Here is a 25,044-nt window from a genome sequence, read left to right as displayed (position 1 = left end):
CCCGTTCTCATCCGCTGGGACCCGGACGTGAACGGCGGGTTTCCGGACGGCGATCGAGGTGAAATCACCCGATCCGGTTCTGTTCATTGTGGTCGCGTGATTTTGACTGCGTTGGGTAATTAGCGTATCCGGAATATCCCGTTTTCGGGTGAGTAGCAGACCACCCGGGGATGTTGATCATCGGTCACGTAAGTCCTCTGTGGAGTGACATCCACGTAAGCGGCCCGTGAGAGTTCCTTTCGGAAACGGGACATTCGGGGTCTTCCTCTGGTACCTGGTGTTGGTACTTGCAAGCGCGCGGACTTCGCGGCGCCGTGGCCGAACGCGGTCCGGCTTCGCCCGGAGGTTCCGTGGTCGCCGTCGACCGAGCGCCATTGCTCCCACGCGGAAAACGCGAGTGGGATTCATGACCCGACCTCGAGGAGGCCGTTTCGATGACGCCGACAGCCGGTCCGGAAAGCGACCAGAAAGGGGACACGGACGCCGCCCCGTGGTGGCGCACCGTGCTACGACACGACGTACCGGCATCGCTCGTGGTGTTCCTCGTCGCGGTGCCGTTGTCGCTGGGAATCGCACTCGCGTCGGGTGCGCCGATCGCGGCGGGGTTGATCGCCGCCGTCGTCGGCGGTGTCGTCGCGGGTGCCGTCGGAGGGTCGCCGTTGCAGGTCAGCGGCCCTGCCGCGGGGCTGACCGTGGTGATGGCCGAGACGATCAACCAGTTCGGCTGGGCCGTGACCTGCGCGATCACCCTCGCCGCCGGTCTGCTCCAGGTCCTTTTCGGACTGAGCAGGGTCGCGCGGGCCGCGCTGGCGATCTCGCCCGCGATCGTGCACGGCATGCTGGCCGGTATCGGCATCACGATCGTGCTGGGGCAGCTGCACGTCATCCTGGGCGGTGACTCCAACAGCTCCGCGATCGACAACGTCACGCAGCTGCCGGGGCAGTTGATGGACCTGCACGGCCCTGCGACGTTCCTCGGGCTGTTGACGCTGGGCATCCTCCTCGTCTGGGGCAAGCTCCCCTCGGCCGTGCGCAAGGTTCCCGCCCCGCTGGCGGCGATCGTGCTGGTGACGGTGCTCGCCGTGGTGACGGGTTCGTCCGCCGAGCGCGTCGAGCTGCCGGGCAACGTGCTCGACCTGCAGTTCATGCCGCAGCTGCCCGAGGCCGCGTGGATGGAGTTCGCGGTCGCCGTACTGACGATCGCCCTGATCGCGAGCATCGAGTCGCTGCTGTCGGCCGTGGCCGTCGACAAGATGCACACCGGTAAGCGCGCCAACTTCGACCGGGAACTGATCGGCCAGGGCTTCGGCAACATGACCTCCGGTGCGCTCGGTGGTCTGCCCATCACGGGCGTGATCGTGCGCAGCTCGACGAACATGAGCGCGGGAGCGAAGACCCGTGCCTCCGCGATCCTGCACGGCGTGTGGGTGCTGCTGTTCACGGCGCTGCTGGCCGTGTTGATCGAGAGCATCCCGCTGGCCGCCCTGGCGGGCCTGTTGGTGCACGTGGGCGCGAAACTGGTGAACGTCGCCCACATCCGCGAGGTTCGCAAGCACGGCGACCTGTCGCTGTACGTCGTGACCGTCGTGGGTGTGGTCACGATCGATCTGCTCACCGGTGTGCTCATCGGTATCGGACTGTCGCTGGTGCTCATGCTCAGCCGCACCATGTGGTCCGGAGTGCACGCCGAACACGACGGTGACGGCTACCGCATCGTCGTCGAAGGAGTCCTCACATTCCTGTCTGTGCCACGACTTTCCGCCGTCCTCAACGGACTTCCCGAGGGCAGCACGGTCCGGCTCGAACTGGTCGTGGACTACCTCGACCACGCCTCGTTCGACTGCCTGCACACCTGGCAGGAAGCGCACGAACGCTCCGGTGGCACGGTGCTCGTGGACGAGGTGGGGCACCCGTGGTTCCGACGTGGCAAGGACGGCAGCCCGATCGTGCGCAGGGACCGCGCCGGTGTGGCCGTTCCGCGTTTCCTCGCCCCGTGGTCGGAGTGGATGGCGCGCGACGGTCACGTGCCGCAGTCGGCGAACGCCGCCGAGGCGGACGCGTCGAGCACGCAGACCGCCGACGCGGCGCAGAAGAACGGCCACCACCCCGGCGCTGAACTCGGTGCCGGCAACGGTGGCGGGGCGGGCGAGGTGGCCATCCCCGGTCAACGCACCGGACCACTGCACCGGGGTACGTCCGAGTTCCAGAACCGCACGGCGCCGCTGGTGCGCGACACCATGAGCAAGCTCGCGGCGGGTCAGCATCCGCACACGCTGTTCATCACCTGCGCCGACGCCCGGATCGTGCCCAACGTGATCACCACCAGCGGTCCCGGTGACATGTTCACGGTCCGCAACGTCGGAAACCTCGTCCCGCCCCACGACACCCAGGCCAGCGACGGCGCGTCGGTGTGGTCGTCGGTCGAGTTCGCCGTGAGTGTGCTCGGCGTCAGCGAGATCGTGGTGTGCGGGCACTCGTCCTGCGGTGCGATGCGGGCGGTCGTCGGCGAGGCCCCCGCGGGGCTCACGGCGCTGGCCGACTGGCTCGAACACGGCACGCCGAGCCTGCGCCGCAGCAGGGAGAACGCGCCCGTGCTGCTCGGCGGGGAGGAGCCCGCCCACCCGGATGATGCACTGGCCCTGCACAGCGTTCACCAGCAGCTGGAGCACCTGCGGCAGTCGCCGCTCGTGGCCTCGGCGATCGAGCGCGGGCAGCTGAGCCTGTCCGGCATGTACTTCGATGTCGGCAACGCGCAGGTCTACCTGCTCGATCCGGCCTCGGGGAACTTCGAACCGGCGGGCGTTCAGGACGTGGTCCAGACCCCGTGACGTACGACGGCGCGGGCGCAGCTAGGGTCGATGGTGACGTCGGCCCGGGGCTCGCCCGCGCCGGCGGGCGGCGGCGGAGACGATGATCGAGCCCGCCGCCGAGGCCGCGGCCATCGTGGCGGCCTCCTGCCGGTGACCCCGGCGGAGGCCGCACGTGTCGCCGGCCGCCGCAATCCACGGCCGGACGGCCTCCTGACGACGGCGACGGACGGCACGGACTAGGCTCGTCGCCGTCAGAACGTGGTAGGCGAGGAGGACGTCGGTTGTCCGAACAGCGGACCGAGCAGCCCGCACAGCCCGCGTGGTCGGCGCTGGCGTTCACCGGTGTCCGCGTGGAGCGGCCCAAGGTGGTCGTGAAGGCCGACCTGTTGCCGGCCATCAGCGTCGTGTCGTTCGTGGCGCTGGTCGGCATTCCGCTGGGCCTGCTGTGGTCGTGGCTGGCGCCGCCGCAGCGGATGCGCGTCGTCGGCGGTCAGACCGGCGAGCTGCCGCTGCAGCTCGAGAGCTGGCACCGATTCGACGCCCTCGCCGTGTTCATGCTGCTCGGGCTGGCCGCCGGTATCGGGGTCGGCATCGTCGTGTGGCTGATGCGTGAACGCCGCGGTCCCGTGGTGCTGATCGCCGCAGTCCTCGGCTCGCTGCTGTCCGGGTGGCTCGCGATGCAGATGGGCCTGTCGTTCGCCGGGAGCAGCTACGCCATCACCGACCCGCCGTCCGTGGGCCAGGTCGTCGAGGTAGCGCCCGTGTTGGAGACCGGGTGGGCCGTGCTCGCACAGCCGTTCACGACCGCGCTGGTGTACGGCATGTTGGCGATCTGGAACAGCCGCGACGACCTCGGACGCAGGCTCGGCTGACCCCTGCCCGGTCAGTTGAGGCTGGGTTTCGTCGCCGAACCGTCCCCGTCATCCATTTCGGACAGCGACGCCGGAATCGCCCGTAACCGGGACAGGAAACCGGACTCGCGGTTGAGCAGCCTGCACACCGTGCGCAGGCGCCGCAACGGAAGGCGTTCCTCCAACAGGGCCTGCTGATCGTGCAACGGCAGCACGCAATCGGCAGCCAGCCGGTACGCGAGTTCCACCGGATCGGTGTCGGCCGCGGGTGCTCGCCAGCCGTCGTCCGGCCACGCGACATCGCAGTACCTGCGGTGGGCAGCTCTGGCCAGGTCGGCGAGCCGCCATGACGCGTCCTCGGCGTCGGCGGGCACCGGCAGGTCGTCGAGCCACGTGACCGTGCCCATGAGGTAGGGGGCCGCGGTGGCATCGACGTCGTGCAGGAGGAAACGGCGCGTGCCGCTGGCGACCAGGTCGTACCGCCCGTCGGGCAGGCGTTTTGCCTCCCGGAGCCGTGCCGCACACCCGATCGTGTGGACGTGGTCGAGCTCGTCGACCTCCTGTACCAACGGTGTCCGCATGGCGACGATGCCGAAGAGCCGGTGCGGCACCGTCCCGGTGATGAGGTCGACGGTGAGCTGCCGGTAGCGCGGTTCGAAGATGTGCAACGGCATAGGGGTGCCCGGCAGGAGAACGGTCTGCAGCGGGAACAACGGCAACGTCTCCCGCTGGGTCCCCGGTCTCGTGTCGGCCACCACCTCACGTTACGACGGGCCGCGCGACCCCGCGCGTTCACGAACTCCGCTCACGTCCGGTGCCGGGTGGCTTGAACGCCGCGAACGGGTCGGTGATCTGCACGTCGTGGCTGGCGAACGAGTACAGCGTCGCCGGCCTGCCGCCGGAACGCCCGGACGGAGCGGTCCTGCCCGTGTCCACCAGCAGGCCACGCCGGGACAGCACGCGTTGCAGATTCGTGGCCGACACCCGGTATCCGAGCGTCGCCGAGTAGTGCTCACGCAGGAGCGAGATCGTGAAATCCCTCGGCACGAGCGCGAACCCGATGTTGGTGTAGCTGAGTTTGGCCCGCAGGCGGTCGCGGGCGCCGAGCACGATCGACTCGTGGTCGAAAGCCGTGCGGGGGAGGTCGTCGACCGGATGCCACGCGGTGTCCTCGGGGACCTCGGGGTCGACGTCCGAGGGCACGAGGCCGAGGAACGCCGTGGCGACCACCCGCGGCCCGGGTACGCGCCGTGGGTCACTGAACACCGCCAGCTGCTCGACATGGGTGAGCTGCCGCATGTCGACCTTCTCGGCCAGTTGGCGGCGGATCGACGTCGCGACGTCCTCGTCGGCGCGCAGCCGTCCACCGGGGAGTGACCAACGTCCGATGTGGGGGTCGAGTGCCCGTCTCCACAGCAGGACCTGCAACGACGGGGGTGCGCCGCTGTCGCTGGACGGGCGCACCTGGAGAACGGCGGCCAGAACCTCGTGTGCCAGAGGGCTCGTGCTGTTAATATGTGATCGCACGGTTTTCGATTATAAGGCGAAAACCTCCCGAAGGCACGTATCGGAGGCCCGACATGCCGAGGCTCGACACGGCGGTCCACGACGTCGCGACGGACGTCATCGCAGCGCCAGAGGGCGACGCTCCCTACGGAGGAGTGGTCGCGGACGAGGCGTGGGCCGCGGAGGTGCGCCGGCTCGCGACCGAACGCGACGCCGTACTGCTGGCGCACAACTACCAGCTCCCCGAGATCCAGGAGATCGCCGACCACACCGGCGACTCGCTCGCGCTCAGCCGTATCGCGGCGGCCAGTGAGGCATCGACGATCGTCTTCTGCGGCGTCCACTTCATGGCCGAGACCGCGAAGATCCTCGCGCCCGAGAAGACGGTGCTCATTCCCGACGCGCGGGCGGGTTGCTCCCTCGCCGACTCGATCACGGGGGAGCAGCTGCGCTCCTGGAAGGCCGAGCATCCCGGCGCTGTCGTCGTCTCGTACGTGAACACGACGGCCGAGGTGAAGGCAGAGACCGACATCTGCTGCACGTCGTCGAACGCCGTCGACGTGGTGGCCTCGATCCCCGCCGACCGTGAGGTGCTGTTCTGCCCCGACCAGTTCCTCGGGGCCCACGTCAAGCGGGTGACGGGCAGGGACAACCTGCACATCTGGGCGGGCGAGTGCCATGTACACGCCGGCATCAACGGTCCTGAGCTGGCCGAACGTGCCGCTGCTGATCCGGGGGCCGATCTGTTCATCCACCCGGAATGTGGATGCGCGACCTCGGCCCTGTACCTCGCGGGAGAGGGAGCCGTCGAAGCCGACCGCGTCAAGATCCTCTCCACGGGCGACATGTTGACGGCCGCCCGTGCCACCGAGGCCGAATCGGTGCTGGTGGCCACCGAGGTCGGCATGCTGCACCAGCTGCGTAAGGCGGCTCCCGACATCGACTTCCGTGCGGTGAACGACCGGGCGTCGTGTCGGTACATGAAGATGATCACGCCGGCGGCCCTCCTGCGCTCGTTGCGCGAGGGTGCCGACGAAGTGCACGTCGACCCGGTGACCGCCGAGCGGGGCAGGGCATCGGTGCAGCGAATGATCGAGATCGGCAAGCCCGGCGGCGGCGAATGACCCCGACCGGCCAACAGGTTAACGCCTTGGAGGCGGAAACACCGACGGCGCCGCGGTGGGAGGCGCGCGCCGACGCGGTCGTCCTGGGCAGTGGGGCAGCCGGGCTCACCGCGGCGCTACGCCTGCGCGAACTGGGTGTGCGCGTCCTGGTCGTCACCAAGGCCGGGATCGACGACGGCAACACGAGATGGGCCCAGGGCGGTGTCGCAGCCGTCCTGGGCGGTGTCGACGGGGACACGGCGGATACGCCCGCTGCCCATGCAGCCGACACGGAAGCCGCCGGCGCAGGACTGTGCGATCCCGCGGCGGTCGCTGATGTCGTCGGCGGTGGTGCCGCTGCTGTGGCCGAGTTGCAGCGGCGAGGGGCCGAGTTCGACACCACCCCCGGCGGCCTGGCACGTACCCGAGAGGGCGGACACAGCGCCTTTCGTGTCGTCCACGCCGGTGGCGATGCGACGGGCGCCGAGGTCCAACGCTCCCTGGTCGCCGCGACGAAGGGCCAGGGCCTACCCGTACTGGAAGGACATATCGCCGTCGACGCGGTGCGTACGTCTTCGGGGCGGGTCGTCGGGGTGACCGTGCTCGACAACAACGGCGTACCGGGCGTGATCCGGGCTCCCGCGGTCCTGTTGGCCACCGGAGGGCTCGGACAGCTGTACGGCGCCACGTCGAACCCGGAGCTCGCAACAGGTGACGGCGTGGCGCTGGCTCTCCGTGCCGGAGCACCGGTGGCCGACATCGAGTTCGTGCAGTTCCACCCGACCGTGTTGTACACGCCGGGGGCGCGTGGTCGTTGTCCACTCGTCACCGAAGCGGTTCGCGGTGAGGGCGCGGTGCTCGTCGACGCCACCGGTGCGCGCGTGATGGCGGGTGTCCATCCGATGGAGGATCTCGCTCCTCGGGACGTCGTGTCGGCCGCGATCGCCCGGCACCTCGCCGCGGCCCCCGGCGGTGTGGACGACCATGTCTTTCTCGACGCGACGGCCGTCGACCGGTTCCCGGAGCGCTTCCCGACGGTGCACGCGGCGTGCAGCGCTGTCGGGGTCGACCCGGCGCGCGACCCGATTCCGGTGGTCCCCGCTGCGCATTTCGCATGCGGTGGAGTTGTCGCCGACACCGACGGCAGGACCCCGGTCGCCGGGCTGTACGCCGTCGGCGAGGTGGCCCGTACGGGACTGCACGGCGCCAACCGGTTGGCGTCCAACAGTCTGCTCGAGGGGCTCGTCGTGGGCAGGCGCGTAGCCGAGGCGATAGCGGCGGACGTCAGTCCCGCGCTTGCGGGCGTCGACGGCGAGGCTGCGATCGGGCCGGACGTGGGGGCCGGCCCGATCGTCGACCGGGACCAGCTGCAGCGGGTGATGAGCAGGTACGCAGGTATCGGCCGCGATGCGGACGGTCTGGCAGTTGCGGGTTCGGTTCTGGATCTGGCGCAGGATCCGCAGCTCGGCGAATCGCTGCCGTGGACCCGGCGGAGGGTCGAGGATGCTGCGCTGACGCTCGTCGCACGCGCACTCCTGGCCGCGGCTGCGTCCCGAACCGAGTCTCGCGGATGCCACGTTCGCTCGGATTTCCCGGTGCGTGACGACGTGTCGTGGCGACGCAGCCAGGCTATCCGGCTCACCCCGTCCGGCCAGCCGGTCGTGGTGCAGCACCCTCGACAGGCGATGGAGGCGGCATGAGTGGGTACAGCGGGGACGGCCCGGACGTCGATGATCTGCATAGGGTCGTCGCGACGGCGCTCGCCGAGGACCTGAGGTACGGCCCGGACGCGACGACGACGGCCACTGTCGCCGCCGATGCCACGGCGACAGCGGCGTTGACGGCCAGGACGGCAGGTGTGCTGGCTGGGATACCCGCGGCGCTGGCGGTGTTCGACGAGGTGCTCGGCGAGGAATACACCGTCGTGGAGGTGCTGGCCGACGGATCTCGGGTCGAGGCGGGCACCCAGGCGCTCGTGGTGCGCGGGCCGGTGCGCGGACTGCTCACCGCAGAGCGCACGGCACTGAACCTGCTGTGCCACCTGTCGGGTGTCGCGACCAGCACGGCTGCGTGGGTCTCCGCGGTGGAGGGCACGGGGTGTCGGATCCGGGACTCCCGGAAGACGCTGCCCGGACTGCGGTTGCTGGAGAAGTACGCGGTGCGTTGTGGCGGGGGCGTGAATCACCGCATGGGGCTCGGTGACGCCGTCCTGATCAAGGACAACCACGTGGTGGCGGCCGGGTCGGTCGGTGAAGCACTGCGTGCGGCCCGCAAACACGCGGAGGGCGTTCCGTGCGAGGTCGAGGTCGACGATCTCGACCAGCTTGCCGAGGCTCTCGATGCAGGTGCCGACGAGATTCTGCTCGACAATTTCACTCCCGAGGCCTGTGCCCAAGCTGTGGCGATGCGCGACGCGAGAAATGTTGTGGCCCGTCTCGAGTCGTCCGGTGGTTTGCAGCTCCACAACGCACGTGCCTACGCCGAGTCCGGTGTGGACTATTTGGCCGTTGGTGCGTTGACACATTCGTCACCGGCTCTGGATCTCGGCATGGACTTGCGCGACTGAGTGTTGCGTGGCTGCATCACCGGCTCGCGCCGACCGGTGTGCGTCGCGCCGGACGGCGTCGTCACGGTCATCGTGCCGTCAACGGGGTCGTAGTGCGAGATCCACCGTGGGTCGTTCTTGCGGCGATGATGACTGCGGCACTTCGGTGCACCGTTGTCGACCGACGTCACGCCGCTGTCTCGTGCCCACTCGGCCTCGTGGTCGTAATCGCAGTGTCGTGCCGGGCGATGGCACCACGGGACCGCACATTCGCGGTCGCGCACACGAACCAGCGTGCGGATGTGTTCGCTCGGCTGCCGGCGGCTCCGGCCCAGATCGACCGGGCGCCCGGTGCCCGGGTCACAGAGGACCGCACGCCACACACTCCTCCGGTTGGTCATGATCTCGCGCGCGATCACGGCCGGGATCGGTCCGTAACCGTCCAGCTCGCAACCTGTGTCGTTGATGCCGAGGGCTGCGTCGACGGGCATGTGGAGATACACGGTCGCAGCAGCCTCGGGCTGCGTCCTGCCAGCGTCCGCGGTGTTACCGAGCAGCAGGTCGGCGGCGACGTCGGCGCGACATTGATCCATGGTGCGGCCGGTGTTCTCACCGTGGCTGCGGGCCAGCGAATCGATCCGTGCATAGCAGGCGGATGCCACTTCCGCGGGCAGCGCCAGGTCGAGCGATGCGGTCGCATGTTCGCGGTGTACGAGTTCCACCCGTCGATCCTTCCGGGCCGCGCGTGCCCGGGCTGCTTGTCCACCAGGGTCGACGCCCTCGACGATGCCGCGGGTATGCCGTGCGAGATTGTCGGCGTGCCACATCGTGGTCGTGCCCGCGGCGAGTTTGTCCGCGAGGCGTTCATCCACCACGAGGGCGTCCGCCTCGCTCAGAGGCGCGGTGATGGTGAGGACACGACCGGCGCCGTAGGCTTCGATCTCTCCGGACTCCATCGCCGCCAACAGTCGTGGCATGCGACGTACGATGTGCGTCGCGCGGACGATCCGTTGTCGCACCCTCGCCGTGGAGATGCGAAGTTCCGGCGCCAGTTCGTCGGCCACGGCGTGATCGTCCCCTTCCAGTGCGGCGAGTTCGGCAAGTGCGGTCATCTCGGCGGCGTCGGTTCGTGCACGAGCTCTTCGTGCCTCCCGCACGGTTTCCACGAGCTGCTGGCGTCTACTCATTCCCGCAACGTATCGAACTCACCAACGAAAATATCCCCTCTTCGGGAAACTCATTCGCACGGCCGAATGCCGTTCACCGTCCGACCGTGCGAATGGCGACGTTCGTTCGTCAATCCATTGCGCCGCGTAACGTTCTCCGCCCACACGGGTGCCGGTCGTGCTGGGACCGTCGCCTGGAGGAGTGATACATTCTCGCAGGTCACTGATTCAGTTGGGGGTGGTGCTCGCCTATTCGGACCGTTAGAGTCGACCGCGCCGATATTGCGGAAATACGTGTTGGCACGGCGGTGTGGGTCACGGTTCTATGAGCAAACGCAAGGGAACCGGAGTTCGATATCGATTACGAGGCGATGGGGGTGTGGAAGGTGAGATCCAGGATCCGGGACTCAGTGCATCTTCCGGTTGGCGAGCGCGCCGGTAGCGCGCCGCGACGCCTCTGCGGTCTCGGGATCGATGTCGACGACCACCAGCTCGGGTTCCGCGCCGGCCTGCGTTCGGACTGTGCCGAACGGGTCGGCCACCGCGGAATAGCCGATGCCCGTGGGCGCCTTCGGATTGACATCCACGCCTGCGGCGGCGGGATCGGCTTGGCCGCAGGCGAGGATCCAGGTGCCCGAGTCGAGCCCTCGCGCGCGCACGAGCAGTTCCCACTGTTCGCGCTTGCCCTCGCCTGCACCCCAGGAGGCAGCGACCGCGACGGCGCTCGCACCCTTCTCGGCCAGGTCCTGGAACAACCCGGGAAATCGCACGTCGTAACACGTCGCAACGCCCAGCGTGACTCCGTCGACCCCCACGGTGACGGGGGTGTCGCCGCCCGCGACCGTCGCGGACTCATGGAAACCGAAGGCGTCGTACAGGTGGATCTTGTCGTATCCGAGATGGTGGCCGAGGCCGGTGATCAACAGCGTGTTGCGCACACGGTCCTCAGCCGGCGTGAACATGCCCGCGACGATGAGAACGTCGTGGTCACGGGCAATATCGGCGACGCCGCCGGCCCACGGCCCGTCGAGTGGCTCCGCCAGTGGTGCCAGCTTCACTCCGAAATGTGCCATGGTCGCTTCCGGGAAGACGACCACGCGTGCGCCTTGTGTGGCGGCGTCGGCCGTCCACCTGCGTACGAGCTCGAGGTTCGCGGTGGGATCGGCCGTCGAGGCGAGTTGGCACAGTGCCACCCGCAACGTGTTCGAGCTCGTCATCGGATCCTCCTCGCAGGTCGGTCGGCCGGACAGCGATCGGCCGGACAGCATTGTCGCGCACGTCACCGGTGGCGGCCCGTGGCTTCGTGGCCGGTCTCACCTCGTACCCTTGAAGCCATGTTGAACCGCACCGACCTGCGAGGTCGCGTTCCCAGGCCAGCCGAGCTGCGCGCAACCCTGCCGCGCGCCGAGGTCAACGTGGACGCGGCGCTGCATCAGGTGCGGCCCGTTGTCGATGCGGTCCGCGATCGCGGGGTCGAAGCGGTCCTCGAGTACACGGAACGCTTCGACAAGGTGCGCCCTGCGTCCGTGCGGGTGCCGCGCGCGGAGATCGACAAGGCTCTCAAGGAGCTCGACCCGGCCGTGCGGTCCGCGCTTGACGAAGCGATCGTCCGTGCTCGCAGGGTTCACGCCGACCAGCGCAGGCAGGATGTCACGACGACCGTCGCGGACGGGGGAACGGTGACGGAGCGCTGGGTCCCGGTTTCCCGGGTCGGCCTGTACGCCCCCGGTGGCCTGGCTGTGTATCCGTCCAGCGTGGTCATGAACGTCGTGCCCGCTCAGGAAGCCGGCGTCGGATCGCTCGTGCTGTGCTCGCCGCCCCAGGAGGAGTTCGGCGGCCTGCCGCATCCCACGACCCTCGCGGCCGCGGCCTTGCTCGACGTCGACGAGGTGTGGGCCGTCGGTGGTGCTCAAGCCGTCGCGCTGCTCGCCTATGGCGCCACGGACACCGACGACACCGAGCTCGAACCGGTCGACATGGTGACCGGGCCCGGGAACGTCTATCTGACGGCAGCCAAGCGCATGCTGCGCGGCATCATCGGAATCGACTCCGAAGCCGGTCCCACGGAGATCGCCATCCTGGCCGACGAAACCGCCGACGCCGGGCATGTCGCCGCGGACCTGATCAGCCAGGCCGAACACGACACACTCGCCGCCAGTGTTCTCGTCACGACGTCCCAGGAGCTCGCCGACGCCGTCGACGTCGAACTGCAGCGGCGAGTCGCGGCAACCAAGCACACCGAACGTGTCGACACGGCACTGCGCGGACCCCAGTCCGGCACGGTGTTGGTATCCACTGTGGACGATGGAATCAAGGTCGTCGACGCATACGCCGCCGAGCATCTCGAGATCCAGACGGCTCGTGCGCGGGAGGATGCGGCTCGAGTCAGGAACGCCGGTGCGGTGTTCGTCGGTCCCTATGCTCCGGTCTCGTTGGGTGACTACTGTGCCGGTTCCAACCATGTCCTTCCGACCGGTGGTTTCGCGCGGCACTCGTCGGGGCTGTCGGTCCAAACCTTCCTGCGTGGCATCCACGTCATCGACTACAGCGAGGCCGCGCTTCGCGACGTCGCGGACAAGGTGGTCGCACTGGCCGACGCCGAGGACCTGCCCGCGCACGGAGAAGCGGTGCAGGCGCGATTCGAGGGGGAAGCCCGGTGACCGAGGAACACGCCGTCGACGAGGTCACGCTCGATGACCTGCCGTTGCGGGACGACCTGCGCGGCCGTAGCCCGTACGGCGCGCCGCAGCTCGATGTCCCGGTGCGGCTGAACACCAACGAGAACCCGTATCCGCCACCGCCGGAACTCGTCGACGACGTGACCGAGGCGGTCCGGGCGGTCGCCACCGAATTGCACCGCTACCCGGACCGGGACGCCGTCGCGTTGCGGGACGATCTGGCCGCATACCTGTCGTCGTCGACCGGCGTTGAGGTCGGCAGGCGGCAGGTATGGGCGGCCAACGGCTCGAACGAGGTGCTCCAGCAGATCCTGCAGGCATTCGGCGGACCGGGGCGGAGCGCGCTCGGTTTCGAACCCTCGTACTCGATGCACCCGATCATTTCGGCGGGCACCCGAACCGAATGGCTTCCTGCACCGCGACGCGACGACTTCACCCTCGACGCGGCAGAGGCAGCACGCATCGTGGCCGAGCGTCGGCCGGACATCGTCTTCGTGACGAGCCCGAACAACCCCACGGGCGGTTCGATCCCGCTGCCCGAGCTCGAAGCGGTACTCGAGGCAGCCCCGGGGATCGTCGTCGTGGACGAGGCGTATGCCGAGTTCTCGTCCCAACCCAGTGCGCTGCACCTGCTGGATCGGTACCCGGCGAAGTTGATCGTGTCGCGGACCATGAGCAAGGCGTTCGCCTTCGCCGGGGGAAGGCTCGGTTACCTCGCTGCCTCGGCTGCGGTGGTCGATGCCCTGCAGCTGGTTCGGCTGCCGTACCACCTGTCGCTGCTGACGCAGGCTGCCGCACGGGCAGCGCTGCGACACGCCGACGCGACACTCGCATCGGTGGCGAAGCTTGCCGCGGAGCGGGACCGCGTGGCCGATGCGTTGCAGGGCCTCGGATTCCGCCCGGTGCCGAGTGACGCGAACTTCATCCTCTTCGGCCGGTTCGCCAACCCGGGTGCGAGTTGGAAGTCCTATGTGGAGCAAGGAGTGCTGATTCGGGACACCGGTATCGAGGGGCACCTGCGGGTGACCGTCGGAACCCCCGAGGAGAACGACGCCTTCCTGGAGGCGAGCAAGGAGGTCGGCCGGTGAGCCGGATTGGCAAGGTCGAACGCACCACAAAGGAATCGTCGATCCGTGTCGAGGTCGACCTCGACGGCACCGGCCAGGTCGACGTGTCGACCGGTGTGCCGTTCTACGACCACATGCTGAACTCGTTCGGCACCCACGGCTCGTTGGATCTGAAGATCGACGCAACCGGTGACGTGCACATCGACGCACACCACACCGTCGAAGACACCGCCATCGTGCTCGGGCAGGCGATCCGCGAAGCGCTCGGGGACAAGAAGGGCATCCGTCGTTTCGGTGACTGCTGGATCCCGATGGACGAAACGCTCGCCCACGCCGCGATCGATGTCTCCGGCAGGCCGTACTGCGTGCACGTGGGCGAGCCCGAGGAGTTCAACACGTTCACGATCGGCGGAAACTATCCGTTCGTGCTGACCAGGCACGTGTTCGAGTCGCTGTCGTTCCACGCTCAGTTGGCGCTGCACGTACGGGTGGTACACGGTCGCGATCCGCACCACATCGCGGAGGCCCAGTACAAGGCCGTGGCGCGGGCGTTGCGCGCGGCGACGGAAAACGATCCGCGCGCCGGTGGCGTGCCGTCGACGAAGGGTGTGCTGTAGGTGGACCAGGAATGGGTCGCCATTCTGTTGCTCGGAGTGGCGGGTTTCCTCGTCGGTGGGGTGTACAGCACATGGCGTAACGACTCGCGTGGCCTGGCCGTGGGGTTCGGTATCGCCGCGCTGGTCGCGATCGGCGGGGCCGTCGCCTGGCTCATGTGACGGCGTCGTCGTAATCGGTGCCGCCCGCCGTGTTCCCGGCGTGCGGTGCATCGTCGAGGGCGTGCCGCAGGTGTGCGAGCCAGTCGAGGTGTCCTCGCAGAGCCGACTGACCGGCGGCGGTGAGCCGGAACCAGGTTCTGGGGCGGCGGCCGACCGAGCCCTTTCGTACCTCGAGGTAGCCGGCTTCCTCCAGGGTGCGGCTGTGCTTCGAGACGACCGAATCGCTGACGCCGAGCATGTCACGGGTCGTGGCGAACTCGACCCATTCCGCACCTTGCAGCAGCGCGCACAACGCCAGCCGCGGGCCGGTTTCGAAAAGCGGGTCGCGACCAGTCACGGCCGGACCCTGCCTTCCTGGAGGTCGCGCTCCATGGCCGACCGGGTCTTGAGCTGGAGCGCGAACACGGCGATGGCCACGACCGGCAGAACGCCGTACGCGACGGGCCGCAGGTCCTGTGCGACCAGGGTGAAGATCGCCCCGAAGCCGGCGAGGGTGAGGGCGAGGCCGGCGAGCCACCATGGGCGCGCACTGGGGTAGGCGCCGATACGTTTCGGCAGGTGAACCCCGGTCCGGCGGCGTCGGTTCCACGAGTATCCGGCCGATGCGATACCGAGCGCGGCGACACCCCACGACACGAGCGGGTGGTCGGCCGCGCCGAGCCAGCTCGTCCAGAGGGGCAGGCCGGCCAGTGCCACGAGTGCCACGCCGTAGAACACCCAGTATCCGAGCGGCAGCCGGGCGTGGGCTGCGAGTCGGCGGCGCGCGTAGGCCACCTGGTCGAGTTCCGGAACTTCGGACATGCTCGATCTCCCGTCTCCGGCTGGCGGAAGGAAACTGCTTTCCATATGGAAAGCATAAGTCGATCCGACAGTGCGGCGCCAGGGTTGTTCTCGAAGAGTTCCGAGCGCGCCCCCGCTCTGGTGCGCCGTTCAGGCGTGTCGAGGACGCACGGGAGCGACCACCGGGCGGCCATCGGTGGTCGTCAACACCTCGACCTCGGCGGCGTAGTGCTCGCGGAGCCGTTCCGCGGTGAGGACCTCGGACGGTTTACCCGCCGCGACGATGCCGCCGCGGTCGACGAGCACGAGCTCGTCGGCGTACTGCGCGGCCAACGTCAGGTCGTGCAGTGTCGTCACGACCGTGGCGTTATCCTCGGCGCGCAGCTGGTCGAGGCGTTCGAGCAGGGTCTGGGCGTGGCCGATGTCGAGGCCGGTGGTGGGTTCGTCGAGCAGCAACAGGCCCGTCCGCTGTGCGAGCACGCGGGCCAGTACCGCGCGCTGCGCCTCGCCGCCGGACAGGGTGCCGAGCCGACGCCCCATCAGTCCGCGTAGATCGACGCGGTCCAGCACATCCTCCACAATGGAAAGATCGGCGGCGGTCTCGCGTGCGAGGAATCCGAGGTGCGGGGTCCGCCCGAGGAGGACGTAGTCCGTGACGGTGAGCCGCTCCGGTAGTGCCGGATTCTGTGGCGCATAACCAATCCGCCGTGCACGGTCCGAAGGGGACAGTCGGTCGATGCGGGTACTGTCGAGTGTCACCGATCCCCGGTACTCGACGAGGCCGGCGATGGCCTTGAGCAGGGTCGACTTGCCCGCGCCGTTCGGTCCGACGATGGCCAGCCACTGGCCGCGTCCGACGGCGAGGGACACGTCACTGACCACCGGTGCCGCGCCGTAGGCGATGGTCACCTCGTGCAGCGTCAACGCGGGGTCCGGTCCGGTTGCCTCCGTCATGACAGTCGCTCCCGGTTCGTGCGCAGGACCAGTGCGAAGAACGGCGCGCCCGCGAAGGCGGTCACGACACCGAGGGGCAGCTCACCCGGCATGATCGTGCGGGCGACGACGTCGGCGAGCACGAGGAACACCGCTCCGCCGACGAGTGACAGCGGCACGATCACGCGGTAGCTCGCGCCTGCGAGCAATCGCACCAGGTGCGGCACCACGATCCCGACGAAGCCGATCAGTCCGCTCACCGAGACCGCGGCCGCGGTGGCCAGCGACGCGGCGGCGAGCAGGACGAGGCGGATCCGGCCGGGACGCAGGCCGAGCGAGGCGGCCTCGGCATCGCCGAGCGTGAGGACGTCCAGCAGACGTGCGGCAGCGACCAGCACCACGGCCGCGAGCGCGATGTACGGCAGCGCCACCAGCACGTCGGTCCACCCGCTGATGTTCAGCCCGCCGAGCGTCCAGGTGTACACCTGCTTGATCGTGTCGGTGTTGAGCTGCTGCACGAACGTCTGCACGGCGGTGAGGAATGCCGTCACGGCTACCCCGGCCAGCAACAGCCCGGCGGTGCCCGATCCGCCCGCGGAGCGGCCGAGCACCCAGCTCAACCCCACGCCCAGGAGCGCCCCCGCGAACGCCGCGGCAGGCAGCGGGCCGACGACCCATGTCGTCACGGCAGGCGCGAACACGACGACCATCGTGGCGGCCATGCCGGCGCCCGCGGCCGCGCCGAGCAGGTACGGCTCGGCCAGCGGATTGCGGAACACGCCCTGGAACGCCGCGCCCGCGCCCGCGAGCGCGGCGCCGACGAGGCCGGCCAGCAGCACGCGGGGCATGCGCAGCTCCCACACGATCGCGGCCTCACGTTCCGACAGCGGGGAGAGCCCGCCGGTGAGCTGGGCCCAGATCTCGCCGAGAACCCGTTGCCAGCCCAGTTCCCCCGAACCTGCCAACAGGGAGAACACGACGGCCGCCAGCAGCACGGCCAACGACACGGCGAGCACGCCGGGGCGCAGCCGGGCCGTGTGCTCGGCGGCCTCGGGTCGTGGAGCGGACCGGCGGGTGAGGGTCATCAGGCCTTCGCCACCGCGTTGGAGATGCTGCGGACGAACTCGACGAGCCGCGGACTCCACCGCGAAGCGAGGTCGTCGTCGAGCGCGAACACCCGATCCTGCTTGACGGCGGTCATCGTGTCCCAGCCCGGGCGCTCGGCGACGGTCTTCGCGTTCTGCCCACAGCACTTCGTGTCGGCGAGGAACACCAGGTCGGGATCGGCTTCGACGATCTTCTCCGCGGTCAGCTGCGGATATCCGCCCATCGCGTTCGGATCTCCCTGGTCGGCGATGTTGCGCAGGCCGAACAGCTGGTAGATCTCGCCGAGGAACGTCGCCGACGTCACGGTGTAGTAGCTCGGGTCGACCTCGTGGTAGTAGCTCAGCTTGCGGTCGGGCGTGTTCTCCGCCAGCTCGGTGATCTCGGACTCGACCCGGTCGGCCAACCGCTCGCCCTCGTCGGCGTGCCCTGTCGCCTTCCCGACGAGCGCGAACTGGTCGTAGGCGGCCTCCAACGTGGTCGGTGCGGGCAGCACGAGCGTGGGCACGCCGGTCTTGTCCAGCGCGTCGGCGAGCGTGCCCTCGGCGTCGGCGTTGACGATCACGAGGTCGGGGTTGTGCCCCGCGATCGCCTGCGGGTCCGGGTCCAGGCCCGACAGTTCGGTGCGGGGCGCCTGTCGAGGGTGGGTCGACATCTCGTCGACTGCGACCACCTGGTCGCCTGCGCCCACCTCGTAGAGCGTCTCGGTGACGGAGGGGACGAGCGAGACGATGCGCTCGGGCTTGTCCTCGAGGGTCACCTCGGGGGCGCCCTCGGGGCGCAGTTCGACGGGGAAACCGGCCTGGCCGCCCGCGCCTGCCTCCGACGTGTCCTCGCGCTGGGCGCACCCGGCGAGGGCCAGTACGGCGAGCAGGGGCAGCACGAGCACGAGCCGGGACACTCGCGACCGGTGGGACGGGGTGGGCCGGGACCAGGGGAACACTGCGACCTCGGATGGTCAGGCCGGCACCGAGGGCGGGAGCGCCCGAGTCGGCGTCGAGACCGTCCCTGACACCCCACCTCTGCGCCGGAGGTGGACAAGGCGTCGACACGGGCGAAGGCGACCTGACTCGCCCCGGAGGGCATCACAGTTGCGGCACAGCGCCGGATTCGCACCGGACTTCGCTACCGCCCGCGTCGAGACGACGTTACCAGCCCCACGCTGATGCGCCCCGTATGTCGCAATGAGGCCACGTACACTCGATGTGAAGGACGCTCGGCGCTGAGCCTCTTGCCGCGACCGAACCGCCCATCAGAAACTAGGTCGTCCGGGGTCGCTGGATTGTTACGGTTCGAGCGAAAATTGGCCGTCTGATCTGGCGCTGGGACGTTTCCCGGATGTTAAGGTCGCGATAATAAGCGGGCCATCGTCGTCCCGTGCCCCGAAGGTACCGAGCACGAAGACGACGCAGGAGGTCTCAGTTGATCTTCTCCGCGATTCCGTCTCGGCAGGGTCTCTACGATCCCGCGACGGAACAGGATTCCTGCGGTGTCGCCATGGTCTCGCACGTCCGTGGTGTCCGCTCCCACAGCATCGTCACCGACGGTCTGACCGCGCTGACGAATCTCGACCACCGTGGTGCCGCAGGCGCCGAACCGACCAGCGGCGACGGTGCCGGAATCCTGGTGCAGCTCCCCGACGAGCTGCTGCGTGCGGAGGCTGATTTCGACCTGCCTCGTCCGGACGCGTTCGGCAGGCACCACTACGCGGCGGGCATCGCGTTCCTGCCCGCGGACGACGAGCAGCGCCGCAAGGCCGTGACGATCATCGAACGCATTGCGGCCGAGGAGGGTCTGCGGGTCGCGGGCTGGCGGGACGTCCCGGTCGACGCCGACGCCGCCGATGTCGGGCCCACGGCTCGTTCGGTCATGCCGCACTTCTCGTACCTGCACGTCACGGGTGAGCCCGACGCCGACGGTGAACTGCCGTCCGGTATCGACCTCGACCGCCTGACCTTCTGCCTGCGCAAGCGCGCCGAGCACGAGACGGAGGACGCGGGCTGCGGGGTGTACTTCCCGTCGCTGTCGGCACGCACCTTCGTCTACAAGGGCATGCTCACCCCCGAGCAGCTGCCGTTGTTCTTCCCCGACCTGCGGGACGAGCGCATGGTGAGCGCGATCGCGTTGGTGCACTCGCGGTTCTCGACGAACACCTTCCCGTCGTGGCCGTTGGCGCACCCGTTCCGGTTCGTCGCGCACAACGGTGAGATCAACACCGTCCGCGGCAACCGCAACCGGATGCGCGCTCGCGAGGCGCTGCTGCAGACCGACCTGATCCCGGGCGACCTGTCGCGCCTGTACCCGGTGTGTTCGCCCGACGCGTCCGACTCGGCCTCCTTCGACGAGGTCCTGGAGCTGTTGCACCTCGGCGGGCGAAGCCTGCCGCACGCGGTGCTGATGATGGTTCCGGAGGCGTGGGAGAACCACACCGAGATGGACGAGCAGCGCCGCGCGTTCTACCGGTTCCACGCCAGCCTGATGGAGCCGTGGGACGGCCCCGCCTGCGTGACGTTCACCGACGGCTCCGTCGTCGGCGGTGTGCTGGACCGCAACGGCCTGCGGCCCGCGCGCTGGTGGCGCACGGCCGACGACCGTGTGGTCCTGGCGAGCGAGGCGGGCGTGCTCGACATCGAGCCCGACAACGTCATCGCGAAGGGCAGGCTGAAGCCCGGCCGCATGTTCCTCGTGGACACCGAGGCAGGCCGGATCGTCAGCGACGACGAGATCAAGGACGGCCTGGCGGGCGAGGCGCCCTACGACGAGTGGCTGCACGCCGGGCTCCTGAGCCTGTCCGAGCTGCCCGACCGCGACCACATCACGCAGACGCATGCGTCCGTGCTGCGCCGTCAGCTGTCGTTCGGCTACACCGAGGAGGAGCTGAAGATCCTGCTCGGGCCGATGGCCTCCACCGGCGCCGAACCGCTGGGCTCGATGGGCACCGACACCCCGACCGCGATGACCTCGCAGCGGTCCCGCCTGCTCTACGACTACTTCAAGCAAGGATTCGCCCAGGTCACCAATCCGCCGCTGGATGCGATCCGCGAGGAGATGGTGACGTCGATGAGCCGCATCATGGGGCCGGAGCAGAACCTGCTGGCTCCGGGGCCCGCGTCGTGCCGGCACATCGAGCTGTCGTATCCGGTGATCGACAACGACGAGCTGGCCAAGCTCATCCACATCAACGACGACGGCGATCTGCCCGGGTTCGCCTGCGCCGTCCTTTCGGGACTGTACGAAGTGGATGGTGGCGGTCCGGCGCTGGCCGAGGCGATCGAGCGGGTCCGCAGGGAGGCCTCCGAGGCGATCGCCGCGGGTGCGCGGACGCTCGTACTGTCCGACCGCGACTCGGACCACCGCATGGCGCCGATCCCGTCGTTGCTGCTCGTCTCGGCGGTGCACCACCACCTGGTGCGCACCAAGGAGCGGCTCAAGGTCGCCCTGGTCGTCGAGACCGGTGACGCCCGCGAGGTGCACCACATCGCCCTGCTGCTCGGATACGGCGCGGCGGCGGTGAACCCGTACCTGGCGTTCGAGACGATCGAGGACATGATCGCCCAGGGTGCGATCACCGGGATCGAGCCGGCGAAGGCGGTCCGCAACTATGTGACCGCCCTGGTCAAGGGCGTTCTGAAGATCATGTCGAAGATGGGTATCTCGACGGTCGGCGCCTACACGGCGGCACAGGTCTTCGAGGCACTCGGACTGTCGCAGGACCTGCTCGACGAGTACTTCACCGGTACCTCGTCGAAGCTCGGCGGCGTGGGGCTCGACGTGCTCGCCGAGGAGGTCGCCATGCGGCACCGGCGCGCCTACCCGGAGAACCCCACCGAACGCGCGCACCGCGGTCTCGAGACCGGCGGCGAGTACGCCTACCGGCGCGAGGGCGAGTTGCACCTGTTCACGCCCGAGACGGTGTTCCTGCTCCAGCACGCCAGCAAGACGCGCAGGCAGGAGACCTACCGCGCCTACACGGAGAAGGTGAACGAGCTCAACCGCCAGGGCGGTGCGCTGCGCGGCATGTTCCGGTTCCGCTCCGAGGGGCGTGCGCCGGTGCCGATCGACGAGGTCGAGTCCGTCGAGTCGATCTGCAAGCGGTTCAACACCGGTGCCATGTCGTACGGTTCGATCTCGGCCGAGGCGCACGAGACGCTCGCGATCGCGATGAACCGCATCGGTGGCCGGTCGAACACCGGTGAGGGTGGCGAGGACGTCGAACGGCTCTACGACCCCGAGCGGCGCAGCGCGATCAAGCAGGTCGCGAGTGGACGGTTCGGCGTGACGAGTGAATACCTGGTCAACGCCGACGACATCCAGATCAAGATGGCCCAGGGCGCCAAGCCGGGCGAGGGTGGTCAGCTTCCGCCGAACAAGGTGTATCCGTGGATCGGCAAGACCCGGCACTCCACGCCGGGGGTCGGGCTGATCTCGCCGCCTCCGCACCACGACATCTATTCGATCGAGGACCTGGCCCAGCTGATCCACGATCTGAAGAACGCCAACGACCGCGCGCGTGTACACGTCAAGCTCGTCAGTTCGCTGGGCGTCGGCACGGTCGCCGCGGGGGTGTCGAAGGCGCACGCCGATGTGGTGCTGATCTCCGGCCACGACGGCGGCACGGGCGCCTCGCCGTTGAACTCCCTGAAGCACGCAGGCACGCCGTGGGAGATCGGGCTGGCCGAGACGCAGCAGACGCTGATGCTCAACGGCCTGCGTGACCGGATCACGGTGCAGGTCGACGGGGCGATGAAGACTGGAAGGGACGTCGTCGTCGCCGCGCTGCTCGGCGCGGAGGAGTACGGGTTCGCGACCGCGCCGCTCATCGTGGCCGGCTGCATCATGATGCGCGTGTGCCACCTGGACACGTGCCCGGTGGGCGTCGCGACGCAGAACCCGGACCTGCGCAAGCGCTACACCGGACAGGCCGAGCACGTCGTCAACTACTTCCACTTCGTCGCCCAGGAGGTGCGGGAACTGCTCGCCGAGTTGGGCTTCCGCTCGCTCGACGAGGCCATCGGCCGGGTGGACGCGCTCGACGTCGACGAGGCCGTGGAGCACTGGAAGGCCGACGGGCTGGACCTGTCGCCGATCTTCGCGGCTCCGGAGGAGACTCCCTACGGCGAGGCCACGCGCAAGGTCCGCGAGCAGGACCACGGGCTCGAGCACGCGCTCGACCACACGTTGATCCAGCTGGCCGAGGCCGCGTTGGAGGACGCGCATCCGGTGCGGCTCGAACTGCCGATCCGCAACGTCAACCGCACCGTGGGCACACTCCTCGGCGCGGAGATCACCCGGCGGTACGGCAGCGCCGGACTGCCGGACGAGACGATCCGCGTGGCGTTGACGGGATCGGCGGGCCAGTCGCTGGGTGCGTTCCTGCCGCCCGGTGTCACGCTCGACCTCGTCGGCGACGCCAACGACTACGTCGGCAAGGGACTGTCGGGTGGGCGCATCGTGGTGCGCCCCCACGAGGACGCGCTGTTCGCGGCCGAGGGTCAGGTGATCGCGGGCAACACGATCGCCTACGGCGCCACGAGCGGGGAGATCTTCCTGCGCGGCCAGGTCGGGGAGCGGTTCGGCGTGCGCAACTCCGGTGCGCTCATCGTGTGTGAGGGCGTCGGTGACCACGCGTTCGAGTACATGACCGGCGGCCAGGCCGTGGTGCTCGGTTCGTCCGGGCGCAACCTGGCGGCGGGCATGTCCGGTGGCGAGGCGTACGTCCTCGACCTGGACGTGCGGAAGGTGAACCGCGGGATGGTCGAGCTGGAGCAGCCGTCCAGTGGTGAGTTGGCGTGGCTGAGGGACATCGTCGTCCGGCACGCGGAGCTGACGGGGTCGGCTGTGGCCGCCTCGCTGCTCGGTGACTGGCCCCGCAGGTCCGCGGCGTTCACGAAGGTGATGCCGCGCGACTACAAGCGGGTGCTCGAGGCGACCAAGGCCGCGCGTGCCGAGGGTCGCGATGTCGACGAGGCGATCATGGAGGCTGCCCGTGGCTGAGGATTGCGGAGCTTGCGGAGCGGTGGCCATGGGTGCCGACCGGGTGTGGGTGCCCCACAGGACACAGGAGGCTGCCCGTGGCTGATCCGACGGGTTTTCTCAAGTACGAACGTGTCGAGCCGCCGAAGCGGCCGAAGGCCGAGCGGGTGCACGACTGGCGTGAGGTGTATGCCGAGCAGCCGCAGGACGTGCGCAACGCGGAGGTCGCCACGCAGGCGAGCCGCTGTATGGACTGCGGTATCCCGTTCTGCCACAACGAGCGGTCGGGTTGCCCGCTGGGCAATCTGATTCCCGAGTGGAACGATCTGGTGCGCCGCGGCGACTGGGCCGAGGCCAGTGAGCGGCTCCACGCGACGAACAACTTCCCCGAGTTCACGGGCAAGTTGTGTCCCGCGCCGTGCGAGGCGGGGTGCACCCTGTCGATCTCGCCGTTGTCCGGTGGGCCGGTCGCGATCAAGCGGGTCGAGGAGACGATCTCGGCGCAGGCGTGGGAGGCCGGTTACGTCGAGCCGCGCACGGCGGAGGAGTCGACGGGCAGGCAGGTCGCGGTCGTCGGTTCGGGTCCGGCCGGGCTGGCGGCGGCGCAGCAGTTGACGCGTGCGGGCCACGAGGTGACGGTCTTCGAGCGCGACGATCGGCTCGGAGGGCTGCTGCGGTACGGCATCCCCGAGTTCAAGATGGAGAAGAAGGTCCTCGACCGAAGGTTGGCGCAGCTGCGCAACGAGGGCACGACGTTCGTCACCGGCTGCGAGGTGGGTGTCGACATCACCGTCGAGGATCTGCGGGAGCGTTACGACGCCGTGGTGCTCGCCGTGGGCGCGTTGCGCGGCAGGGACGACACGACGACGCCCGGTCGCGACCTGGCCGGTATCCACCTCGCGATGGAGCACCTGGTGCCGGCGAACCGGCACTGTGAGGGTGACGGTCCGCCGGAGATCACCGCCGAGGGCAAGCACGTCGTGATCATCGGCGGCGGTGACACGGGCGCCGACTGTTACGGCACGGCGATCCGCCAGGGCGCGTTGTCGGTGACGCAGCTCGACCAGTATCCGGAGCCGCCGGAGAGCCGGGACGACGAGCGGTCGCCGTGGCCGACGTGGCCGTACATCCTGCGCACCTATCCGGTGCACGAGGAGACGGGGGAGCGGCTGTTCGCGGTGGCGGTGAAGCGTTTCGTCGGCGACGACGAGGGCCGCGTCCGCGCGGTGGAGCTGCACACGGTGCGGGTCGAGAAGGACCCGGAGACCGGCCGCCGCGAGGTCGTCCCGACCAGTGACGAGGTGCAGGAGCTGCCCGCGGATCTGGTGTTGTTGGCGATCGGTTTCGAGGGTGTCGAGCACATGCGGCTCGTCGACGACCTGGGCCTGTCGCTGAACCGTCGCGGCACGGTCTCGTGCGGGTCCGACTGGCAGACCGACGCACCGGGCGTGTTCGTCTGCGGTGATGCCCACCGTGGGGCGTCGCTGGTGGTGTGGGCGATCGCCGAGGGCAGGTCGGTGGCCGCGTCGGTGGACGCCTACCTGACGGGCGGATCGGACCTCCCGTCGCCGGTGCACCCCACCGCGCTCCCGCTGGCCGTGGTCTGAGCCAGGGGAGTCTGAGCCAAGGGAGTCCGAGCCGGGGGACCCGCGCCTGCTCACCCGTGTGGGTGCGTCCGTCGTGGTGATCGGTTCTTGGGCTGCGTGGCGGTACCTGGACTAGTGCATTCCCGCGAGCCTTGCCGGAGTTTCT

At 69.1% G+C, this 25,044-nt stretch carries 20 protein-coding genes and 1 riboswitch; of the genes, 11 read left to right on the top strand and 9 right to left on the bottom strand.

What is annotated here, in order from left to right; all coding sequences use genetic code 11:
• The first annotated feature begins 434 nt into the window (after positions 1–434).
• On the top strand, positions 435–2,828 hold the full coding sequence (locus IF64_RS0106380; RefSeq protein ID WP_051757517.1) for a SulP family inorganic anion transporter: 2,394 nt from the start codon (positions 435–437) through the stop codon (positions 2,826–2,828).
• Between the two features lie 263 nt (positions 2,829–3,091).
• Positions 3,092–3,682, top strand: a complete 591-nt coding sequence (locus IF64_RS0106375) for a DUF2567 domain-containing protein (protein ID WP_030531077.1) — start codon at positions 3,092–3,094, stop codon at positions 3,680–3,682.
• A gap of 11 nt (positions 3,683–3,693) precedes the next feature.
• On the opposite strand, the gene IF64_RS0106370 is transcribed toward IF64_RS0106375, so the two are convergent.
• Positions 3,694–4,416 (bottom strand): LON peptidase substrate-binding domain-containing protein, encoded by a 723-nt coding sequence (locus tag IF64_RS0106370; RefSeq protein ID WP_030531076.1) that lies wholly within the window; start codon positions 4,414–4,416, stop codon positions 3,694–3,696.
• A gap of 37 nt (positions 4,417–4,453) precedes the next feature.
• Positions 4,454–5,143 carry an NUDIX hydrolase gene (locus tag IF64_RS0106365; protein WP_169741927.1) on the bottom strand — a complete coding sequence of 230 codons (690 nt, stop codon included), beginning with the start codon at positions 5,141–5,143 and terminating at the stop codon, positions 4,454–4,456.
• Positions 5,144–5,241: 98 nt separating this feature from the next.
• On the opposite strand from IF64_RS0106365, the gene nadA reads away from it, so the two are divergent.
• From nadA to nadC, 3 genes are read left to right on the top strand one after another with little or no spacing between them, the layout of a single operon-like run.
• A complete protein-coding gene (nadA, locus tag IF64_RS0106360; protein ID WP_084705692.1) occupies positions 5,242–6,291 on the top strand; it encodes a quinolinate synthase NadA in 1,050 nt (349 codons plus the stop codon).
• On the top strand, positions 6,288–7,970 hold the full coding sequence (locus IF64_RS0106355; RefSeq protein WP_036875819.1) for an L-aspartate oxidase: 1,683 nt from the start codon (positions 6,288–6,290) through the stop codon (positions 7,968–7,970). The genes nadA and IF64_RS0106355 overlap by 4 nt, the downstream gene beginning before the upstream one ends.
• Entirely contained in the window at positions 7,967–8,836 is an 870-nt protein-coding gene (nadC, locus tag IF64_RS0106350) for a carboxylating nicotinate-nucleotide diphosphorylase (protein ID WP_030531072.1), read from the top strand. The genes IF64_RS0106355 and nadC overlap by 4 nt, the downstream gene beginning before the upstream one ends.
• On the opposite strand, the gene IF64_RS26460 is transcribed toward nadC, so the two are convergent.
• Together IF64_RS26460 and IF64_RS0106340 are read right to left on the bottom strand one after the other, a co-directional pair.
• Positions 8,767–10,002 (bottom strand): HNH endonuclease signature motif containing protein, encoded by a 1,236-nt coding sequence (locus tag IF64_RS26460; RefSeq protein WP_084705691.1) that lies wholly within the window; start codon positions 10,000–10,002, stop codon positions 8,767–8,769. The genes nadC and IF64_RS26460 overlap by 70 nt on opposite strands.
• A 386-nt stretch (positions 10,003–10,388) precedes the next feature.
• Entirely contained in the window at positions 10,389–11,198 is an 810-nt protein-coding gene (locus IF64_RS0106340) for a carbon-nitrogen hydrolase family protein (protein WP_030531070.1), read from the bottom strand.
• A gap of 117 nt (positions 11,199–11,315) precedes the next feature.
• Between IF64_RS0106340 and hisD the strand changes: the two genes are divergently transcribed.
• From hisD to IF64_RS27445, 4 genes are read left to right on the top strand one after another with little or no spacing between them, the layout of a single operon-like run.
• Positions 11,316–12,641 carry a histidinol dehydrogenase gene (gene hisD, locus IF64_RS0106335; protein WP_030531069.1) on the top strand — a complete coding sequence of 442 codons (1,326 nt, stop codon included), beginning with the start codon at positions 11,316–11,318 and terminating at the stop codon, positions 12,639–12,641.
• Complete coding sequence (locus IF64_RS0106330; RefSeq protein ID WP_030531068.1) at positions 12,638–13,747, top strand: histidinol-phosphate transaminase; 1,110 nt, start codon at positions 12,638–12,640, stop codon at positions 13,745–13,747. Before hisD ends, IF64_RS0106330 begins: the two co-directional genes overlap by 4 nt.
• Complete coding sequence (gene hisB, locus IF64_RS0106325; RefSeq protein WP_030531067.1) at positions 13,744–14,343, top strand: imidazoleglycerol-phosphate dehydratase HisB; 600 nt, start codon at positions 13,744–13,746, stop codon at positions 14,341–14,343. The genes IF64_RS0106330 and hisB overlap by 4 nt, the downstream gene beginning before the upstream one ends.
• Positions 14,344–14,502, top strand: coding sequence for a hypothetical protein (locus tag IF64_RS27445; protein ID WP_048808035.1), 159 nt, complete (start codon positions 14,344–14,346; stop codon positions 14,500–14,502). It begins immediately after the preceding gene.
• Here IF64_RS27445 and IF64_RS0106315 read toward each other — a convergent pair.
• From IF64_RS0106315 to IF64_RS0106295, 5 genes are all read right to left on the bottom strand, one after another.
• Positions 14,495–14,839 (bottom strand): winged helix-turn-helix domain-containing protein, encoded by a 345-nt coding sequence (locus IF64_RS0106315; protein WP_048808036.1) that lies wholly within the window; start codon positions 14,837–14,839, stop codon positions 14,495–14,497. The genes IF64_RS27445 and IF64_RS0106315 overlap by 8 nt on opposite strands.
• On the bottom strand, positions 14,836–15,303 hold the full coding sequence (locus IF64_RS0106310) for a hypothetical protein (protein WP_030531065.1): 468 nt from the start codon (positions 15,301–15,303) through the stop codon (positions 14,836–14,838). Before IF64_RS0106310 ends, IF64_RS0106315 begins: the two co-directional genes overlap by 4 nt.
• A gap of 129 nt (positions 15,304–15,432) precedes the next feature.
• Entirely contained in the window at positions 15,433–16,236 is an 804-nt protein-coding gene (locus IF64_RS0106305) for an ABC transporter ATP-binding protein (RefSeq protein ID WP_030531064.1), read from the bottom strand.
• On the bottom strand, positions 16,233–17,300 hold the full coding sequence (locus IF64_RS0106300) for a FecCD family ABC transporter permease (RefSeq protein ID WP_051757516.1): 1,068 nt from the start codon (positions 17,298–17,300) through the stop codon (positions 16,233–16,235). Before IF64_RS0106300 ends, IF64_RS0106305 begins: the two co-directional genes overlap by 4 nt.
• Positions 17,300–18,220, bottom strand: coding sequence for an ABC transporter substrate-binding protein (locus IF64_RS0106295; RefSeq protein WP_030531062.1), 921 nt, complete (start codon positions 18,218–18,220; stop codon positions 17,300–17,302). The genes IF64_RS0106300 and IF64_RS0106295 overlap by 1 nt, the downstream gene beginning before the upstream one ends.
• 107 nt (positions 18,221–18,327) lie before the next feature.
• A riboswitch (adenosylcobalamin (AdoCbl) riboswitch) is annotated at positions 18,328–18,471 on the bottom strand.
• A 270-nt stretch (positions 18,472–18,741) separates the two neighbouring features.
• Here IF64_RS0106295 and gltB point away from each other — a divergent pair.
• The gene (gene gltB, locus IF64_RS0106290) at positions 18,742–23,313 is read left to right on the top strand and encodes a glutamate synthase large subunit (protein ID WP_030531061.1); all 4,572 of its coding nucleotides are present in this window, start codon (positions 18,742–18,744) and stop codon (positions 23,311–23,313) included.
• Positions 23,314–23,390: 77 nt separating this feature from the next.
• Positions 23,391–24,899: a glutamate synthase subunit beta gene (locus tag IF64_RS0106285; protein ID WP_030531060.1), complete on the top strand. Its 1,509-nt coding sequence runs from the start codon at positions 23,391–23,393 to the stop codon at positions 24,897–24,899.
• The last annotated feature ends 145 nt before the right edge of the window (positions 24,900–25,044 follow it).

Origin of the sequence: Prauserella rugosa, from assembly GCF_000719975.1 — a bacterium.
Taxonomy (GTDB): Bacteria; Actinomycetota; Actinomycetes; order Mycobacteriales; family Pseudonocardiaceae; genus Prauserella; species Prauserella rugosa.
Note: the sequence above shows the minus strand (reverse complement) of the source record. Positions and strands in the feature narration are given on the sequence as shown.

What these genes read in the sequence shown, in the direction of transcription:
- IF64_RS0106380 (WP_051757517.1), top strand. Translation starts at nt 435, where the DNA reads ATGACGCCGACAGCCGGTCCGGAAAGCGACCAGAAAGGGGACACGGAC.
- nadA (WP_084705692.1), top strand. Translation starts at nt 5,242, where the DNA reads ATGCCGAGGCTCGACACGGCGGTCCACGACGTCGCGACGGACGTCATC.
- IF64_RS0106355 (WP_036875819.1), top strand. Translation starts at nt 6,288, where the DNA reads ATGACCCCGACCGGCCAACAGGTTAACGCCTTGGAGGCGGAAACACCG.
- nadC (WP_030531072.1), top strand. Translation starts at nt 7,967, where the DNA reads ATGAGTGGGTACAGCGGGGACGGCCCGGACGTCGATGATCTGCATAGG.
- IF64_RS26460 (WP_084705691.1), bottom strand. Translation starts at nt 10,002, where the DNA reads ATGAGTAGACGCCAGCAGCTCGTGGAAACCGTGCGGGAGGCACGAAGA.
- IF64_RS0106340 (WP_030531070.1), bottom strand. Translation starts at nt 11,198, where the DNA reads ATGACGAGCTCGAACACGTTGCGGGTGGCACTGTGCCAACTCGCCTCG.
- hisD (WP_030531069.1), top strand. Translation starts at nt 11,316, where the DNA reads ATGTTGAACCGCACCGACCTGCGAGGTCGCGTTCCCAGGCCAGCCGAG.
- IF64_RS0106310 (WP_030531065.1), bottom strand. Translation starts at nt 15,303, where the DNA reads ATGTCCGAAGTTCCGGAACTCGACCAGGTGGCCTACGCGCGCCGCCGA.
- IF64_RS0106305 (WP_030531064.1), bottom strand. Translation starts at nt 16,236, where the DNA reads ATGACGGAGGCAACCGGACCGGACCCCGCGTTGACGCTGCACGAGGTG.
- IF64_RS0106300 (WP_051757516.1), bottom strand. Translation starts at nt 17,300, where the DNA reads ATGACCCTCACCCGCCGGTCCGCTCCACGACCCGAGGCCGCCGAGCAC.